Source organism: Klebsiella sp. GN_Kp190, assembly GCF_040061795.1.
Taxonomy (GTDB): domain Bacteria; phylum Pseudomonadota; class Gammaproteobacteria; order Enterobacterales; family Enterobacteriaceae; genus Klebsiella; species Klebsiella michiganensis.
Genome location: NZ_JBEAFN010000003.1, coordinates 1 through 17,454, shown reverse-complemented (window position 1 = coordinate 17,454; position 17,454 = coordinate 1). Strand labels below are relative to the sequence as shown.

Annotated in this window: 19 protein-coding genes and 1 other annotated feature; of the genes, 12 read left to right on the top strand and 7 right to left on the bottom strand. The window is 53.2% G+C overall.

Annotation, left to right across the window (positions count from 1 at the left end; translation table 11 throughout):
- Positions 1-130 precede the first annotated feature (130 nt).
- The 6 genes from rpsP to ABLU67_RS00990 all read left to right on the top strand — a co-directional run bounded on the left by rpsP (position 131) and on the right by ABLU67_RS00990 (position 4,128).
- The gene (gene rpsP / locus ABLU67_RS01015; RefSeq protein WP_004123777.1) at positions 131-379 is read left to right on the top strand and encodes a 30S ribosomal protein S16; all 249 of its coding nucleotides are present in this window, start codon (positions 131-133) and stop codon (positions 377-379) included.
- A gap of 18 nt (positions 380-397) precedes the next feature.
- Positions 398-946, top strand: coding sequence for a ribosome maturation factor RimM (gene rimM / locus ABLU67_RS01010; RefSeq protein ID WP_014226441.1), 549 nt, complete (start codon positions 398-400; stop codon positions 944-946).
- 45 nt (positions 947-991) lie between these two features.
- Positions 992-1,759 (top strand): tRNA (guanosine(37)-N1)-methyltransferase TrmD, encoded by a 768-nt coding sequence (gene trmD / locus ABLU67_RS01005; RefSeq protein ID WP_004104636.1) that lies wholly within the window; start codon positions 992-994, stop codon positions 1,757-1,759.
- 39 nt (positions 1,760-1,798) lie between these two features.
- Entirely contained in the window at positions 1,799-2,146 is a 348-nt protein-coding gene (gene rplS, locus ABLU67_RS01000; protein ID WP_004104634.1) for a 50S ribosomal protein L19, read from the top strand.
- Between the two features lie 120 nt (positions 2,147-2,266).
- Positions 2,267-2,704 (top strand): DUF2946 domain-containing protein, encoded by a 438-nt coding sequence (locus ABLU67_RS00995; protein WP_201993751.1) that lies wholly within the window; start codon positions 2,267-2,269, stop codon positions 2,702-2,704.
- Between the two features lie 53 nt (positions 2,705-2,757).
- On the top strand, positions 2,758-4,128 hold the full coding sequence (locus ABLU67_RS00990) for a PepSY-associated TM helix domain-containing protein (protein WP_116280454.1): 1,371 nt from the start codon (positions 2,758-2,760) through the stop codon (positions 4,126-4,128).
- A gap of 4 nt (positions 4,129-4,132) precedes the next feature.
- Here ABLU67_RS00990 and ABLU67_RS00985 read toward each other — a convergent pair whose 3' ends face one another.
- The 3 genes from ABLU67_RS00985 to ABLU67_RS00975 are packed head-to-tail and all read right to left on the bottom strand — an operon-like array spanning position 4,133 to position 6,352.
- On the bottom strand, positions 4,133-4,615 hold the full coding sequence (locus tag ABLU67_RS00985) for an OmpA family protein (RefSeq protein WP_014226437.1): 483 nt from the start codon (positions 4,613-4,615) through the stop codon (positions 4,133-4,135).
- Positions 4,616-4,626: 11 nt separating this feature from the next.
- Positions 4,627-5,850 carry a diguanylate cyclase DgcN gene (gene dgcN / locus ABLU67_RS00980; protein ID WP_014839238.1) on the bottom strand — a complete coding sequence of 408 codons (1,224 nt, stop codon included), beginning with the start codon at positions 5,848-5,850 and terminating at the stop codon, positions 4,627-4,629.
- Positions 5,843-6,352, bottom strand: coding sequence for a YfiR family protein (locus tag ABLU67_RS00975; RefSeq protein WP_004853313.1), 510 nt, complete (start codon positions 6,350-6,352; stop codon positions 5,843-5,845). Before ABLU67_RS00975 ends, dgcN begins: the two co-directional genes overlap by 8 nt.
- Before the next feature lie 344 nt (positions 6,353-6,696).
- On the opposite strand from ABLU67_RS00975, the gene aroF reads away from it, so the two are divergent.
- From aroF to ABLU67_RS00960, 3 genes are all read left to right on the top strand, one after another.
- Positions 6,697-7,767 carry a 3-deoxy-7-phosphoheptulonate synthase AroF gene (aroF, locus tag ABLU67_RS00970; RefSeq protein ID WP_014226435.1) on the top strand — a complete coding sequence of 357 codons (1,071 nt, stop codon included), beginning with the start codon at positions 6,697-6,699 and terminating at the stop codon, positions 7,765-7,767.
- 9 nt (positions 7,768-7,776) lie between these two features.
- Positions 7,777-8,898: a bifunctional chorismate mutase/prephenate dehydrogenase gene (gene tyrA / locus ABLU67_RS00965; RefSeq protein ID WP_014226434.1), complete on the top strand. Its 1,122-nt coding sequence runs from the start codon at positions 7,777-7,779 to the stop codon at positions 8,896-8,898.
- Positions 8,899-8,966: 68 nt separating this feature from the next.
- On the top strand, positions 8,967-9,839 hold the full coding sequence (locus ABLU67_RS00960) for an SMP-30/gluconolactonase/LRE family protein (RefSeq protein ID WP_032751928.1): 873 nt from the start codon (positions 8,967-8,969) through the stop codon (positions 9,837-9,839).
- Here the strand turns inward: ABLU67_RS00960 and pheA are convergent.
- From pheA to bamD, 4 genes are all read right to left on the bottom strand, one after another.
- Complete coding sequence (gene pheA, locus ABLU67_RS00955; RefSeq protein ID WP_004853306.1) at positions 9,836-10,996, bottom strand: bifunctional chorismate mutase/prephenate dehydratase; 1,161 nt, start codon at positions 10,994-10,996, stop codon at positions 9,836-9,838. The two genes, ABLU67_RS00960 and pheA, sit on opposite strands and share 4 nt — an antisense overlap.
- 30 nt (positions 10,997-11,026) lie before the next feature.
- Positions 11,027-11,151, bottom strand: a sequence feature (Phe leader region).
- Positions 11,103-11,150, bottom strand: a complete 48-nt coding sequence (gene pheL, locus ABLU67_RS00950) for a pheA operon leader peptide PheL (RefSeq protein WP_101706155.1) — start codon at positions 11,148-11,150, stop codon at positions 11,103-11,105. Its footprint overlaps the feature before it by 48 nt.
- A 106-nt stretch (positions 11,152-11,257) precedes the next feature.
- A complete protein-coding gene (gene raiA, locus ABLU67_RS00945) occupies positions 11,258-11,593 on the bottom strand; it encodes a ribosome-associated translation inhibitor RaiA (RefSeq protein ID WP_004104616.1) in 336 nt (111 codons plus the stop codon).
- 271 nt (positions 11,594-11,864) lie between these two features.
- A complete protein-coding gene (gene bamD, locus ABLU67_RS00940; RefSeq protein ID WP_004853303.1) occupies positions 11,865-12,602 on the bottom strand; it encodes an outer membrane protein assembly factor BamD in 738 nt (245 codons plus the stop codon).
- 132 nt (positions 12,603-12,734) lie between these two features.
- Between bamD and rluD the strand changes: the two genes are divergently transcribed.
- The 3 genes from rluD to clpB all read left to right on the top strand — a co-directional run bounded on the left by rluD (position 12,735) and on the right by clpB (position 17,144).
- Positions 12,735-13,715: a 23S rRNA pseudouridine(1911/1915/1917) synthase RluD gene (rluD, locus tag ABLU67_RS00935; protein WP_048260100.1), complete on the top strand. Its 981-nt coding sequence runs from the start codon at positions 12,735-12,737 to the stop codon at positions 13,713-13,715.
- Positions 13,712-14,443, top strand: a complete 732-nt coding sequence (gene yfiH / locus ABLU67_RS00930; protein ID WP_014226432.1) for a purine nucleoside phosphorylase YfiH — start codon at positions 13,712-13,714, stop codon at positions 14,441-14,443. The genes rluD and yfiH overlap by 4 nt, the downstream gene beginning before the upstream one ends.
- A 127-nt stretch (positions 14,444-14,570) precedes the next feature.
- Entirely contained in the window at positions 14,571-17,144 is a 2,574-nt protein-coding gene (gene clpB / locus ABLU67_RS00925; protein ID WP_049070042.1) for an ATP-dependent chaperone ClpB, read from the top strand.
- Positions 17,145-17,454 lie beyond the last annotated feature (310 nt).

Below are 17,454 nucleotides of genomic sequence, written 5' to 3'. Positions count from 1 at the left end.
CTTCCACAGCAGAGTTTATAACTGCTGATTGCAATTTCCCCAGAAATCAGTAAAATTTTCGGGCTTTTAATATGACACCGGGCTCCGTTCCTCGATGGGGCCCGGTGTTTTATTCACACAAGAGGATGTTATGGTTACTATTCGTTTAGCACGTCACGGCGCGAAAAAGCGTCCGTTCTACCAGGTTGTTGTTACCGACAGCCGTAATGCACGCAACGGTCGCTTCATTGAGCGCGTTGGTTTCTTCAACCCGATCGCTTCTGCGACCGAAGAAGGAACTCGTCTGGATCTGGATCGTATCGCTCACTGGGTTGGCCTGGGCGCTACTGTTTCCGATCGCGTAGCTGCGCTGATCAAAGCCGCTAACAAAGCAGCTTAATCTGTCACGGTGGTCATGATGAGCAAGCAACACACCGCACAAGCACCTGTTGAACCGATTGTATTGGGCAAGATGGGTTCTTCCTACGGTATCCGTGGTTGGCTCAGAGTGTTTTCCTCCACCGAAGACGCCGAAAGCATTTTTGACTATCAGCCCTGGTTTATCCAGAAGGCGGGTCAGTGGCAGGTTGTTGAGCTGGAAAGCTGGCGCCACCACAATCAGGATATCGTCATTAAGCTGAAAGGCATTGACGATCGCGATGCAGCGAATCTGTTGACTAATTGCGAAATTGTCGTGGATTCATCGCAGCTGCCTGCGCTTGAAGAGGGTGACTACTACTGGAAAGACCTGATGGGCTGCCAGGTAGTGACCACGGAAGGCTATAGCCTCGGCAAAGTCATCGACATGATGGAAACCGGGTCTAATGACGTTCTCGTCATCAAGGCAAACCTGAAAGATGCATTTGGTATCAAGGAGCGGCTGGTTCCGTTCCTCGATGGGCAGGTTATCAAGAAAGTCGATCTCGCTACTCGTACCATCGAAGTAGACTGGGATCCTGGTTTTTAAATTCTCCGAATAAACGGTAAAAAACGGCACTATGGGGATTGGCTTGTGTTTATAGGTATCGTTAGCCTGTTTCCTGAAATGTTCCGCGCAATTACCGATTACGGGGTAACTGGCCGGGCAGTAAAAAATGGCCTGCTGAGCATCCAGAGCTGGAGTCCTCGCGATTTCGCTCATGACCGGCACCGTACCGTGGACGATCGTCCTTACGGCGGTGGACCGGGGATGTTAATGATGGTGCAACCTTTACGGGATGCCATTCATGCAGCAAAAGCCGCGGCAGGTGAAGGCGCAAAGGTGATTTATCTTTCACCTCAGGGACGCAAGCTTGATCAAGCGGGCGTCAGCGAACTGGCAACAAATCAGAAGCTGATTTTGGTGTGCGGTCGCTATGAAGGCGTAGATGAGCGCGTAATTCAGACCGAGATTGATGAAGAATGGTCAATTGGCGATTACGTTCTCAGCGGTGGTGAGCTACCGGCAATGACGCTGATTGACTCCGTTTCCCGGTTTATTCCGGGGGTGCTGGGTCATGAAGCTTCAGCAATCGAAGATTCGTTTGCTGAAGGATTGCTGGATTGCCCGCACTATACGCGTCCTGAAGTGTTAGAAGGTATGGAAGTACCGCCGGTATTGCTGTCGGGAAACCATGCTGAGATACGTCGCTGGCGTCTGAAGCAGTCGCTGGGCCGTACCTGGCTTAGAAGACCTGAACTTTTGGAAAACCTGGCTCTGACTGAAGAGCAAGCAAGGTTGCTGGCAGAGTTCAAAAAGGAACTCGCGCAACAGCAACATAAACATGATGGGATGGCGTAAGCCCCCAATATCAGTTTACCCAGGATAAGAGATTAAATTATGAGCAACATTATTAAGCAACTTGAACAAGAACAGATGAAGCAGGACGTACCTTCCTTCCGTCCGGGTGATACCGTGGAAGTGAAAGTATGGGTTGTTGAAGGTTCCAAAAAACGTCTGCAGGCATTCGAGGGCGTGGTTATCGCTATTCGTAACCGCGGTCTGCACTCTGCATTCACTGTTCGCAAAATTTCCAACGGCGAAGGCGTTGAGCGTGTCTTCCAGACTCACTCTCCGGTAGTTGACAGCATTTCTGTCAAACGTCGTGGTGCTGTACGTAAAGCTAAACTGTACTACCTGCGTGAGCGTACCGGTAAGTCTGCTCGTATCAAAGAGCGTCTTAACTAAGATTCGCTTTCGCGACATCCTGAATGAGAGGGCTGGCCTGATGGGCCGGCCCTTTTTTTATCTTTATTTTAACCATTCCATTGCGAATCATTTACAATACGCCCCTCATGGGGAGGGACGGTGGTCAGCAATATTTTTCATCACGCAGCATTACAACGGCGGGCCGTATGGTTGGCGCTGTTTGCGATCCTGCTGATCGTGGTGGCGCCGTTGATCTCCATCGCCCTGCAAAAAGATCCGATGAATGGCATGCATCACGCAATGATGGGGATGCCGGAAGGTATGCCATCACATCAGATGTCCATGACGAATACCGATGCCTCGATGCCGGAACACGCGCACAGCGTGCCGCTCGATCATGCTGAAGCCTGTGGCTACTGCGTACTGTTAGCTCATGTTCCGGGCCTGATTTTCGCGCTGCTGCTGCTGCTCAGCCTGATGCTTCGACGCCAGCGAGTCCCGGTGTCCCGCCCGGAGAGGAAACGCTGGCATGACTTTACCTGGCTTTATCCCCACACCCGCGCGCCACCGCGTCCGTCTGCTTTCTTCCTTACATAAAAAATAATGTGCGCACTGCGCAACGTTCTCTTTTGCTTTAAAAAAGGAAAAGTATGACTACCTGCACCTCGCGCGCGGCATGGCTGAACCTGCTGCGTCGTCTTCATTTCTATATCGGATTGTTTATCGGGCCGTTTATTTTTGTGGCGGCCCTGACCGGTACGCTATATGTCGCCACCCCTCAGCTGGAAAACTGGCTCTATCGTGATGCTCTGTACGGTACGTTGACTGGGGAAAAACAGCCGCTAAGCGCGCAAATTACCGTAGCGACGGAGGCCATTCAGGGAAACCTCCGCCTGCATGCGGTTCGACCGGGGATAGTGGCTGGCGATACGACCCGAGTGATGTTTATTGACCCGACCCTTGGCGAGTCGGAAACGCGGGCAATTTTTGTCGATCCGGTGACGCTACGGGTGACAGGCGATATGCCGGTTTATGGCACCAGCGGTATTTTGCCCCTGCGTCAGTGGATTGATTATGCCCATCGCTCTTTGCTGCTGGGTAACTTCGGCCGACTGTACAGCGAGCTGGCAGCCTCCTGGATGTGGGTTGCCGCTCTGGGCGGGATCGCGCTGTGGTCGATGACCCGGCCGCGTCGTCGCATAAATAACAGCGTGCAGAATAACCGCCGCCTGCACGTTTCTCTCGGCTGGGTGCTGCTGGTCGGTATGTTGTTATTCTCTGCGACCGGTTTAACCTGGTCGCAATGGGCCGGTAGTCACGTCGATAGGATGCGTGCCGCCTTTGGCTGGCTGACGCCGCAGGTGAATACCCAGCTGGAAAGTGCCGCTCCGGCCGCTCACGATCCGCATGCCGAACATCATGTGGGACATGGAGCGATGGGGGAGATGACGGCGCAGTTGCGCGTAGAGGATTTTGACCCGGTTCTGCTGGCTGCCCGCGCGGCGGGGCTGGATGCCGGCAAGCTGGAGATTCGACCGCCGTCGGGTGCCGGGCGCGCGTGGACGGTAAATGAAATCGACAGAAGCTGGCCAACCCGGGTTGATGCTGTCGCGATCGATGGTGCAACGATGCAAATCGTGGACCGCACTCATTTTTCCGACTTTCCGCTCATGGCTAAGCTGACCCGCTGGGGCGTTGATTTCCATATGGGAATTTTGTTCGGTCTTGCTAACCAGCTACTGCTTATCGCATTCGGAACCGCACTCTGCGTGATGATAGCGGTGGGGTACCGGCTGTGGTGGATTCGTCGCCCGGCGCGCGCGGCGTTTAACCCGGCCAATACGTTGATACAGGCGTGGTTTGGCTTAGCGTGGCCTGCTCGTTTGCTGACTGCTGTTATTGCGGTGTTGTTGGGCCTGGCGCTGCCGCTCATGGGGAGCAGCCTCGTGCTATGTCTCGCCGTTGATTATCTGCGCTGGCGCTCAGCAACGGCGGTGATAGCGGCTAAACCAGTCGAATAGGTGTTTAAGGCGTGCTGATAACCACCGTGACGCGGCGGTTTTCAGCGCGCCCTTTCGCGGTATCGTTGCTGGCTATAGGATACTTTTTCCCGAGTCCGCGAGTGGTCAAGTTTGCGCGCGGAATATTCGCCCCTTCGGCCCAGGCATCCGCCACGCTGTTAGCCCGCTTAAGCGATAGCATTTCGTTGTAGCTGTCTTCGCCGTAATTATCAGTATGACCTTCAAGGCGACTATGGGTAATACCGGTACTCGCCAGACGTGAAGCCATTGTGCGAATTTGCTGTTTGCTTTCGGCACGCAGATGATAGTCGTTTTTATCAAACAGGATGGTATCAGATATTCCTAATAACCAGTCGCCGTTGGTTTCAGTAAAGCCATATGACTTCATTGCTGCAATTTGTTCTGCCGAGAATTTTCCTTGCGGAGCCTGGCAGCCGCTAAGAAAAAGTGCGGCCAGTAAAGCAGGAGCAAAATATTTTCCGATCATGGTGATTCCTTTTATTTTTGCGTTTGCTGTAAGCGCTGGTGTTTCATCCGATACATATTTTGATCGGCAAGCTCTTGCAGATTTTCCGCTGAGGTATGTTCCCAGGTTAAAGCGTAACCAATGCTCAGTGACAGGCTGGCGGTGTGGCCATTGTGTAGATTAAACGGTGGGATAAACTGTTCGGACAACGCGCTGCACAGTGCCCGAACTTCGGTTTCTGAATGAACATCCCGTAGCAGAACGGCAAATTCATCGCCGCCGAGACGCCATGCCTGATGCTGTTTACCGACAAAGGCCATCAGGCGGCTCGCGACCTCAATTAACACTTTATCGCCGGCTGCGTGGCCCCAGTTGTCGTTAATAAGCTTGAAGTTATCGCCATCAAGAAATAACAGCGCAGAATGACTTTGGGCGGTTTCATCCTTCATCAGATCATTAATGACATTCCGGAAAGCCGCTCTGTTAGCCAGCCCGGTTAGCGGGTCGTGTAATGAACTGCGCAGGAGCTGGGCGTTTTTAGCCTGAAGCTGCCGCTGCCAGTCCTCCATTTCACCCAGCAGGCTATTGAAGTCCTGGGCGAACAGGTGGAATTCTTCAATGCGCTCTTCGGGCACCCGGCGGGAGAAATGGCGATTTTCGCGGATGTCATGTACCACCTCGGTAATGCTCTGTAACGCTGCCACAATGCCGCGATGCAGCGAGTGGGTAAGGAGCAAGGCGATGCAGGAAGCCAGAAAAATGCTGCCGGTGAGCACAATAATAGAGATACCAAGAAAATAGCTTATCAATCTGTCCAGCGCGGTCAGACGGAGTTCACCGATAATTTTTCCCTGGTGCAGGATAGTTTGCACCGTGGGTTTCGGGAAGAGCCATTTGCTGATGACGTCGCTGATTTTATCCTGACTGACCAGACCATCGTTATGCCATGAGGCGAAGGGTCTTTGCCGGCCATCGACCAGAATTGCTTGAGAAAATTGCCCCTGTCTGCCCAGCGTGGCCAGCGTGTCTTCAGCCGCTGCGCTATCGCCAAAAACGAGCGCTGCTTCCAGGCTACGGCCCATGGTGGCGGCGGTAAGTTCCAGGTTTTTTTGGGCGTATTGCTTGAGTGTAAATATGGAAGCGGTGCAGAGTAACAGCCAGACCAGTGTCATAGAGATCACCACGCTTATCATGCTGATACGGCGCAGCGCTCTTTTAAATGTGGGGCGCGGGGCCTGAGAAAAATCCTTATTCATGTGATGTTTTCCGGGCAAGCATCAGCACCTCGGGATTAACCCGAACGCCGCTGTGCGTCAGTACATCCAGATTTACGGAAAATCTGACTCTCTCATTGTTGATGAGCAGGCAAAAAGCGCTGCCAATAGAGCAATCGGTGTTTTGTTCCGCAATAAGTAATAGGGGCCGGTTTCCATATTTGGCCGTAAATTCAGACTGTTGGGTCGGCGATTCACTGCCAAAATAAAAACCATCGCAGGTCGTCTGTAAGGCTTCTTGTGTATTACGAACAATCACGGGTTTATAAGGCAATATTTCCGGAGCGTCTTCGGCCAGGCTATGGATATATCGTGATGTTGAAAAAATACAGAGCCTTGGAGGACCGGATAATTGCGGCCAGCGAGTATAAGTCACGATCCCCGAAACGATTGTCCGAACATTTTCAGACGGTCCGGAGGCAACAGCAGAGATACCCACGAGTGATAGTACTAAAGTCAAAAAGAGACGGTGAAGAACAGTCATTACGGTTCCGTCAGATTGTCATAGCGTGGGGGATGCAGATTGCTGAAACCCGGGCGAAGAATAGCATTGTTGAGGAAAATCGTCATTAGCCAGCCTCGCCGCTTTGAGATAATTCTTACCAGGATTTTTCGTAAAAGAAATTCGTGGAAGCAGGGAAAAACTGGCGTTTAATGACTCACTGTAAATAATTTGATACGCATTGAATGAAATACAGCGCGATTTAATTTCCGTATGTAAAGTAAAATTTACGTAATATGGATTGAAATCTTTACTCTGTGTGGTATCGTTACGTCATCCTCGCTGAGGCAATAACTATCGCAAACGAGCTATACAGGATCGCAATCATGCAAAAAGACGCGCTGAACAACGTACACATTACCGACGAACAGGTTTTGATCACTCCGGATCAGTTGAAGGCTGAATTCCCTCTGAGCGTTGAGCAGGAGGCGCAGATCGCGCAGTCTCGCCAGACCATCTCCAACATCATCGCCGGCCGCGATCCGCGTCTGCTGGTGGTATGTGGCCCTTGTTCGATCCACGATCCTGAAACCGCCATTGAGTACGCTCGTCGTTTTAAAGCCCTTGCCGAAGAGGTCAGCGATAGCCTCTATCTGGTCATGCGCGTCTATTTTGAAAAACCCCGCACCACCGTTGGCTGGAAAGGGCTGATTAACGATCCGCATATGGATGGTTCGTTTGATGTGGAAGGCGGCCTGAAGATTGCGCGCCGTCTGCTGGTTGAACTGGTCAATATGGGGCTACCGTTGGCGACGGAAGCGTTGGATCCAAACAGTCCTCAGTATCTCGGCGATCTGTTTAGCTGGTCTGCTATCGGCGCGCGTACGACCGAATCCCAGACTCACCGTGAGATGGCTTCTGGCCTGTCGATGCCGGTAGGGTTTAAAAACGGCACCGATGGCAGCCTTGCCACGGCAATTAACGCAATGCGCGCTGCCGCGATGCCGCACCGTTTCGTCGGCATCAACCAGGCCGGACAGGTGTGCCTGCTGCAAACGCAGGGCAACCCGAACGGTCACGTCATTCTGCGCGGCGGGAAAGCGCCAAACTACGGCCCGGAAGATGTTGCGAAGTGTGAAAAAGAGATGACTCAGGCGGGACTGAAGCCCTCTCTGATGGTAGATTGCAGCCATGGGAATTCTAATAAAGACTACCGCCGTCAGCCTGCGGTTGCGGAATCCGTGGTCGCGCAGATTAAAGATGGTAACCGTTCCATTATTGGTCTGATGATTGAGAGCAATATCCACGAAGGTAACCAGTCCTCTGAGCAGCCGCGTTGCGATATGAAATACGGCGTCTCAGTGACCGATGCCTGCATTAGTTGGGAAACCACCGATGCACTGCTCCGCGAACTTGATAAGGATCTGCGAGGCCATCTGGCGGCTCGTCTGGCGTAAGAGGATGATATGGTTGCTGAACTGACCGCATTGCGCGATCAAATTGATGAAGTCGATAAGGCGCTGCTGGAACTGCTGGCTAAGCGCCTGGAGCTGGTAGCGGAAGTCGGAGAGGTTAAAAGCCAATACGGCCTGCCCATTTACGTTCCTGAACGTGAATCGGCGATGCTGGCGTCCCGGCGCGAGGAGGCTGCTGCGCTTGGGGTCCCGCCGGATCTTATCGAAGATGTTTTGCGTCGCGTCATGCGGGAGTCTTATTCCAGCGAAAACGATAAAGGTTTTAAAACGCTTTATCCGAACCTGCGTCCGGTGGTGATTGTTGGCGGCGGCGGGCAAATGGGGCGTCTGTTTGAGAAAATGCTGACGCTTTCCGGATATCAGGTTCGTATCCTTGAAAAAGACGACTGGTCGCGGGCGGAAGAGATTGTCGCCGATGCCGGTATGGTTATCGTCAGCGTGCCGATTCATATCACGGCGGCAACGATTGCTCAGCTGCCACCGCTGCCGGCGGACTGCATCCTGGTCGATTTGGCCTCGGTGAAAGCGGAACCGCTGCAGGCGATGCTGGCCGCGCACAAAGGTCCGGTATTGGGGTTACACCCCATGTTTGGGCCGGACAGCGGCAGCCTGGCGAAGCAGGTGGTGGTGTACTGCGATGGCCGCCAGCCCGAAGCGTATCAGTGGTTCCTGGAGCAAATTCAGGTCTGGGGCGCGCGGCTCCATCGTATCAGCGCCGTCGAGCACGATCAGAATATGGCCTTTATTCAGGCGTTGCGCCACTTTGCGACCTTCGCTTACGGCCTGCACCTGGCCGAAGAGAATGTGCGTCTTGAGCAACTTCTGGCGCTGTCGTCGCCTATTTATCGTCTGGAACTGGCGATGGTTGGCCGGCTGTTTGCCCAGGATCCGCAGCTCTATGCTGACATTATTATGTCCTCGGAAAATAATCTGGCGCTGATTAAGCGATACTACCAGCGCTTCGGTGAAGCTATCGGCCTGCTGGAGCAGGGGGATAAACAGGCGTTCATCGATAGCTTCCGTAAGGTTGAGCACTGGTTCGGTGACTATGCCCAGCGCTTCCAGAGCGAAAGCCGGACGTTGCTGCGCCAGGCAAATGATAATCGGCAGTAAGTCGTCAAACACGTATACAATAAAGCCAGAGGGGTGACCCGCTGGCTTTTTTTATAGGGATGAAAACGATGGCTGAACCACAACCGCTGTTTGATTACACCGGGCATTTACCGGAATGTCCGACCTGGAGCGAAGCCGAACAGGCATTGTACTGGGCCGATATTATGGAATGCGAGATTCATCGCTACGACGTGCAGACGGGTGAACATCAGGTTCTGCAATTTCCCGAGGAGCCCGGCTGTTTTGCCCTGCGCGAGAAGGGCGGTTTTATCGTCGCTTTACGCAGCGGTATCTGGCTCACTGATGCGCATGGTCTTCTACAGCGCAAAGTCTGCGATAACCCCAGCAACCCGCAATTAGCGCGCTTTAATGATGGTGGAACCGATCGTGACGGCCGCTTTTATGCCGGGACTTTCTGGGGGCCGGGAGATTTTAACGGCGCGCTCTTAGTGCGCATCGATAACGATCTCTCCCCGCAGGTTATCCAGTGCGATATTCACGGCGCTAACGGTCTGGCGTTTAGCGAAGACAAACGTTGGATGTATACCTCGGATACGCCAAATGCCGTTATCTATCGAACACCTCTCGATGAGCGGGGCGAGGCGGGTAAACGTGAGGTCTTCCTGCGCTTTCAGCCGGGAGAGGGGATTCCAGACGGCGCGGCCATCGATGCTGAAGGTTGCTACTGGAGCGCGATGTTTGACGGCTGGCGTATTGCGCGCTTCTCGCCGACGGGCGAGCAGCTGGAGGAGCATCGTCTACCGGTGCGTTGCCCGACGATGGTCTGTTTTGGCGGAGCGGATATGAAGACGCTCTACATTACCACCACGCGGGAGAATATGGATGCCGAAGAAGTGGCGAAATATCCGCTTTCCGGTGCGATCTTCACCCTGCCAGTTGCCGTGGCAGGGATGAAGAAATTGCCGTTTATCGAACGTTAAACCGGGTCGACCGGTACCACGTTTTCGCTGGCATAGCAGCCCAGCACTTTCATTGAACGCGTTATCTCGGCCAGCTCTTTTAATGCCTTGCGCATTGGCAGTGATTCCAGGTTGGCCTGGATATCCAGATAAAACATCTCTTCCCACGGATTACCGTGAATGGGGCGTGATTCCAGCTTGGTCATGATCAGATTATGGTTTCGCAGCACCAGCAGCGCTTCTACCAGGGCCCCGGCTTGCTGGCCGGTGGCCATCAACAGCGTGGTTTTCGCGGGGACCTGATCGGAGACTTCCACCGCTTTACGCGCCAGAACCAGGAAGCGGGTGATGTTTTGCGTCTGGTTCGCCTGACAATGTTCCAGGACCTGCAAACCGTGCAGCGCTCCGCCTGCTTCGCTGCCCAGGGCGGCAACGGTCGGCGATTTAGCCTGAGCGACTTTTTCCATCGCTGAGGAGGTGCTGTCGGTATATTCAATGTTCCAGTGCGGATAGCGGCTCAGATACTGGCTGCACTGCTGAAACGGCTGCGGATGGCTGTAGACCGTCGTAATCTGTTGCGCATCGGTGGACGTTGAGACCAGCACGCAGTGATCGATAGGCAGCGTCAGCTCGCCCACGATGGATAAGCTGGTGTGCTGCAGAAGATCGTAAACATCATTGATGCCGCCGGAACTGGTATTTTCGATAGGAACGACGGCATAGTCAGCCTGGCCGGTCTCCACTTGCTCAAAGATATCGGCGAACTTCGCGCAGCCGCTTTCGATAAACTGTTCAAAGTGGCGGGCGGCGTACTGACGAGCCGCAAGGTGCGAATATGAACCTTTAGGTCCGAGGAATGCCACCCGCGCGGAGTGCGGATTAATTTTATTCAGGTGCTGTTGCAGCAGCGTTTGTTGGGTAAGGACCGAGTCTTCAATGATCAGCTGGAACAGGCGCGTGATGTAATGGGCATCAAGATGGTGTTTTTTCCCCAGCGTCATCAGGCGTTCCAGCAGGTCCCGCTCGCGGTCGATATCCCGCACCGGCCGGTGCGATGCCAGCTTGGCTTTACCGACCTCGACGGCCAGGCCGCGTCGCTCAGCCAGCAGCGCAAGCAGTTTCTCATCCAGAGCGCTGATCTTATCGCGTAGGGCCAGTAATGGGTTTTCCTCGGTCATATGTGTTGCCTTTCTTGTTATTGATTATCAATAAAAAAGGCCTCCCGTTTGGGAGGCCTTGTTGTTCGTCTTCGCATTCTTTATCACACGACGAATTGCCTCCCATTCAGGGGAAGGTAAAAAAGAATGCGAAGAAAAACGGGATCAGTTTCACGATGAATTCCTTGAGTTAGTGGGGATTACAGTACCTGTACTGTTTTCACTCTGTCAATAAAAAACGCGCCCGAAGGCGCGTGGCATGACACAAGCTTAAGTTAAGGATTACTCTTCTTCTTCCACAAAGCCTGCCTCTTTCACCGACGTTGCGGCGCGGCGGGCTTCCCCTTTGTGTTGCACTTTATTGAGCTGCCGTTCCAGCTTGTTGATCAATTCGTTAATTGCGGCATACATGTCTTCGTGCCGTGCGCTGGCGACCAGGTGCCCGTTTGGCGTATTGATGGTTGCGTCAGCGACAAAACCCTGCGGCTCCTTAGAGAGGATGATGTGCGGGTTAATTAAGTGGGTTTGCCATTTATCCAGTTTGGCGAGACGGTCTGCGACGTGCTGGCGGATTGCCGGAGTAATTTCCATTTGTTTACTGGTAATGTTCATTGTCATAAATTTTACCTCTTGTCTTTCCCGTCTTGGTAAACTCAGCATACCTCGCCCAATGTCAAAATGCGTGATTTAAATCACATTTTATTGTCACTTTTTGTCAACAAATCTGTTTTGTGAGACAGGACAGGAACAGGTGAGATTTTACTTGTGGAATGGAAGAAAGAGAGCCATATTTGATGAGTTAACTCGGCGCTAAACCGCTTCAGCTTAACGATTTAACGAATAAAAAAACGGCAGCCACTCGGCTGCCGTTTTGCTTATCTAAGGGCTATCAGGTGTTCTTGCTGTTAGCCGCGATGATTTTCGCAACCTTGTCCGCCTGCGCGTTCATCTGCATCTGACGGTAGGCGTTTTCCATTTTCGGAAGCGCGTCGCGGGTGGCCTGCGTATCCGGATAGTTACGCAGCATGCCGTCTACGCGGTTAACGACCGCAACCCATGCGCCACGATCGGTATAGTAATCCACGACCGACAGCTCGTACTTCGCCAGACGATCTTTCAGGAACACCATACGCTTGTAGGCGTCAGTAGCGTACTGGCTGTTAGGATAGCCACGAACCAGTTTGGAGAAGTCGTTAAAGGCATCGCGCGCGTGTTGTGGATCGCGGTCAGAACGATCGACACCGAAGAAGCCCTGCAGCGCACTGTCATCCAACGCCATATTTGTCAGACCACGCATATAAATGACGTAATCAATGTTAGGATGGGTAGGGTTCAGGCGCACAAAGCGATCGATAGCTGCCTGAGCCAACGGCAGATCGGCGTTTTTGTAGTACGCATAAATCAGATCCAACTGTACCTGTTGGGAATAAGGACCAAAGGGATAACGGTTATCCAACGCTTCCAGTTGCGTTATTGCCTGTTTCCAGTTACCGTCCTGCAGCTTTTGCTGAGCGGTCGCGTAGATCTCATTCGGCGGATTATCGGGCACCTCCTCCTTTGAGCCAGAGCAACCCACCAAAGCCAGGCTCAGTGTGGCTGCTGCCACCAGGTATTTCATGCGCGTCATGACGTTTTGACTTCCTCAAAATGTTTATGCGGGAGAATCTCTGTTCCTGCTCCCGATTAAGACCAGCTACAATAGCACACTATATTAAACGGCAAAGCCGTAAAACCCAACGTTAAAACGAAGAAGCTGTATATGGCACAACGAGTACAACTCAACGCAACGGTGTCCGAAAATCAACTCGGACAACGCTTAGATCAGGCTTTGGCCGAATTGTTCCCGGATTATTCGCGTTCGCGCATAAAAGAATGGATCCTTGACCAGAGAGTGCTGGTAAACGGCAGCGTCAGCGACAAGCCGAAAGAGAAAGTGCTGGGGGGAGAAACGATTGCTATCGATGTTGAAATCGAAGAAGAAGTCCGTTTCCAGGCACAGGATATTCCGCTCAATATCGTTTATGAAGATGATGACATCCTCGTAATTAATAAACCGCGCGATTTAGTTGTGCACCCTGGCGCGGGCAACCCTGACGGTACTGTGCTGAATGCGCTGTTGCACTACTATCCGGCCATTGCTGACGTGCCGCGTGCGGGGATCGTGCACCGTCTTGATAAAGACACCACCGGCTTGATGGTGGTCGCGAAGACCATTCCGGCGCAAACCCGCCTGGTGGAATCCCTGCAGCTGCGCGAAATCACCCGCGAGTATGAAGCGGTGGCGATTGGTCACATGACCGCTGGCGGAACGGTGGAAGAACCGATTAGCCGCCACCCGACCAAGCGTACGCATATGGCGGTACATCCCATGGGAAAACCGGCGGTGACGCACTATCGGATCATGGAGCATTTTCGCATTCATACTCGTCTGCGTTTGCGCCTGGAGACCGGCCGTACGCATCAGATTCGCGTACACATGGCGCACATCACTCATCCGCTGGTGGGCGATCAGGTTTATGGCGGGCGCCCGCGTCCGCCTAAAGGCGCATCGGAAGAGTTCATCACCGCTCTGCGTAAGTTCGATCGCCAGGCCCTGCATGCCACCATGCTGCGTTTATACCATCCGATCAGCGGTATTGAGATGGAATGGCATGCGCCAATTCCACAGGATATGGTTGATTTGATTGATGCCATGCGCGCTGATTTTGAAACCCATAAAGACGATATTGACTGGCTATGACTAAACTGATTGTACCGCAATGGCCAATGCCGGAAGGCGTGGCAGCCTGTAGTTCCACGCGCGCTGGCGGGGTGAGTTTGTCGCCATACGATTCACTTAACCTCGGTGCCCATTGCGGAGACAATCTGCAGCATGTAGAAGAGAACCGTCGGCGCATGTTCGCCGCTGGCGGTCTTCCGTCATACCCGGTGTGGCTGGAGCAGGTTCACGGTACGGCAGTGTTAAAGCTCGACGGCGGGCCGTACGAGTCAAAGCGCGCTGATGCTTCATACTGCAATGTGCCGGGTACGGTATGCGCGGTGATGACCGCTGATTGCCTGCCGGTGCTTTTTTGCAACCGCGCGGGAACGGAAGTTGCGGCTGCTCATGCCGGCTGGCGGGGCCTTTGTGAAGGCGTGCTGGAAGAAACCGTGGCCTGTTTTGCCGATAAACCGGAAAACATCATGGCCTGGCTTGGTCCCGCCATTGGGCCGGACGCGTTTGAGGTTGGTCCGGAGGTACGTGAGGCCTTTATGGCAAAAGATACTCAGGCGGAGCGCGCATTTCGTCCTGCAGGTGAAAAGTATTTTGCTGATATCTATCAGCTTGCGCGTCAGCGGCTGGCGAGCGTTGGCGTTGAGCAGATTTTTGGCGGTGACCGCTGTACCCTCAGCGAAAAAGATGATTTTTTCTCTTATCGTCGCGACAAGACGACGGGTCGTATGGCAAGTTTCATCTGGCTGATATAACCTCCCGAACTAAGACGATCCAGAAGGCAAACTTATTTTTGCATAGTTCAGGTCTTTAACCTTGAATAATTGAGGGATGACCTCATTTAATCTCCAGTAGCAAATTTGACCTGTTATGGGAGGAGTTATGCGTCTGGATCGTCTTACCAATAAATTCCAGCTTGCTCTTGCCGATGCCCAGTCCCTTGCACTCGGGCACGACAACCAATTCATCGAACCTCTTCATCTTATGAGCGCCTTGCTGAATCAGGAAGGGGGATCGATACGTCCTTTATTAACTTCGGCGGGCATCAATGCCGGAGAGTTGCGCACCAATATTGAACAGGCGTTGAGCCGATTGCCGCAGGTGGAAGGTACCGGCGGCGATGTTCAACCGTCCCAGGATTTAGTGCGTATCCTGAACCTTTGCGACAAGCTGGCGCAAAAGAGAAAGGACAACTTTATTTCGTCAGAGCTGTTCGTTCTGGCAGCGCTTGAATCACGCGGCACGCTGACCGACCTTTTAAAATCCGCCGGGGCCACAACCGCCAACGTGAGTCAGGCGATCGAACAAATGCGCGGAGGTGAAAGCGTGAACGATCAGGGAGCCGAAGACCAACGTCAGGCCTTGAAAAAATTTACCGTCGATCTGACCGAACGTGCCGAGCAGGGCAAGCTTGACCCGGTGATTGGCCGCGATGAAGAAATTCGTCGTACGATTCAGGTTCTGCAGCGCCGTACCAAAAACAACCCGGTGCTGATTGGTGAACCCGGTGTAGGTAAAACGGCCATTGTTGAAGGGCTGGCGCAGCGGATCGTCAACGGTGAAGTGCCGGAAGGGCTGAAGGGGCGCCGGGTGCTGGCGCTCGATATGGGCGCGCTGGTGGCGGGTGCCAAATACCGCGGTGAGTTTGAAGAGCGCTTAAAAGGCGTTCTGAATGACCTCGCCAAGCAGGAAGGCAACGTCATCCTGTTTATCGATGAGCTGCACACCATGGTGGGTGCGGGTAAAGCGGACGGCGCAATGGACGCCGGTAACATGCTGAAACCGGCGCTGGCGCGCGGTGAGCTGCACTGCGTGGGCGCTACGACGCTGGATGAATATCGCCAGTACATTGAGAAAGACGCCGCGCTGGAACGTCGTTTCCAGAAAGTATTCGTGGCGGAGCCGACCGTTGAAGATACCATTGCGATTTTGCGTGGTCTGAAAGAACGTTATGAACTGCACCACCACGTGCAGATCACCGACCCGGCGATCGTTGCGGCAGCCACGCTGTCTCATCGCTATATCGCCGACCGACAGCTGCCGGATAAAGCTATCGACCTGATCGATGAAGCCGCATCCAGCATTCGGATGCAGATTGACTCAAAACCGGAAGAGCTGGACAGACTCGACCGTCGCATCATTCAGCTCAAGCTGGAACAGCAGGCGCTGAAGAAAGAGTCTGATGAAGCCAGCATTAAGCGGCTGGAAATGCTGAATGAGGAGCTGGCCGATAAAGAACGTCAATATTCAGTCTTAGAAGAAGAGTGGAAGGCTGAAAAAGCATCGCTCTCCGGAACCCAGACGATTAAGGCTGAGCTGGAACAGGCGAAAATCGCGATTGAGCAGGCGCGTCGCGTCGGCGATCTGGCGCGGATGTCCGAGCTGCAGTACGGCAAAATCCCGGAGCTGGAAAAACAGCTGGCGGCGGCAACGCAATCCGAAGGCAAGACGATGCGTCTGTTGCGTAATAAAGTTACGGATGCGGAAATCGCGGAAGTGTTGGCTCGCTGGACGGGTATCCCGGTGGCCAGAATGCTGGAAGGCGAGCGTGAGAAGCTGCTGCGTATGGAGCAGGAGCTGCATAGTCGCGTCATTGGTCAGAATGAAGCGGTTGAAGCGGTATCGAATGCAATCCGCCGTAGCCGTGCCGGATTATCCGATCCTAATCGTCCAATCGGCTCGTTCCTGTTCCTGGGCCCTACCGGTGTAGGTAAAACAGAACTCTGTAAAGCGCTGGCCAACTTTATGTTTGATAGCGACGATGCGATGGTACGTATCGACATGTCAGAGTTTATGGAGAAACACTCCGTTTCACGTCTGGTTGGGGCGCCTCCGGGATACGTCGGTTATGAAGAAGGCGGCTATCTCACTGAAGCGGTCCGCCGTCGTCCTTATTCCGTCATCCTGCTGGATGAAGTGGAAAAAGCGCATCCGGATGTCTTTAACATTCTGCTGCAGGTACTGGACGATGGACGTTTGACTGACGGGCAGGGGAGAACGGTCGACTTCCGCAATACGGTCGTCATCATGACCTCTAACCTCGGTTCGGATCTCATTCAGGAACGTTTTGGGGCTCTGGACTATAGCCACATGAAAGAGCTGGTTCTGGGCGTGGTTAGCCAAAGCTTCCGGCCGGAGTTTATCAACCGTATTGATGAAGTGGTGGTATTCCACCCGTTAGGTGAAAAACACATTGCTTCTATTGCACAGATTCAGCTGCAGCGGTTGTATAAACGACTTGAGGAACGCGGCTATGAAGTTCACCTCTCTGATGAGGCACTGAAGCTGCTGAGCGAAAACGGTTACGATCCGGTTTATGGCGCACGTCCTCTGAAACGTGCTATCCAGCAGCAGATCGAAAACCCGCTGGCGCAGCAGATTCTCTCTGGAGAGCTGATACCGGGTAAAGAAGTGCAGCTGGTTGTGAAAAACGACCGGATAGTGGCAGTGCAGTAAATCACAAAACAGCAAAAACGGGCCCGCTGGGCTCGTTTTTGTTTAAAAACCAGGCGATAATGTATTCTCAGCTGCAGCTTTGGTTGAAAAATAAGCGGGTGGAGTTTTTTTTTGAAATTCCTCTTGCCACTTCAGAATTACTCCCTATAATGCGCCTCCACTGACACGGAACAACGGCTTACAGCCCGCCGGGTCAGCGGGATTCAGCGATGAATACCGGCAGAGAAAAGCGAAATTAAACGCTTGACTCTGAATGAGGAAAGCGTAATATACGCCACCTCGCAACGGTGAGCGAAAGCCGCGTTGCACT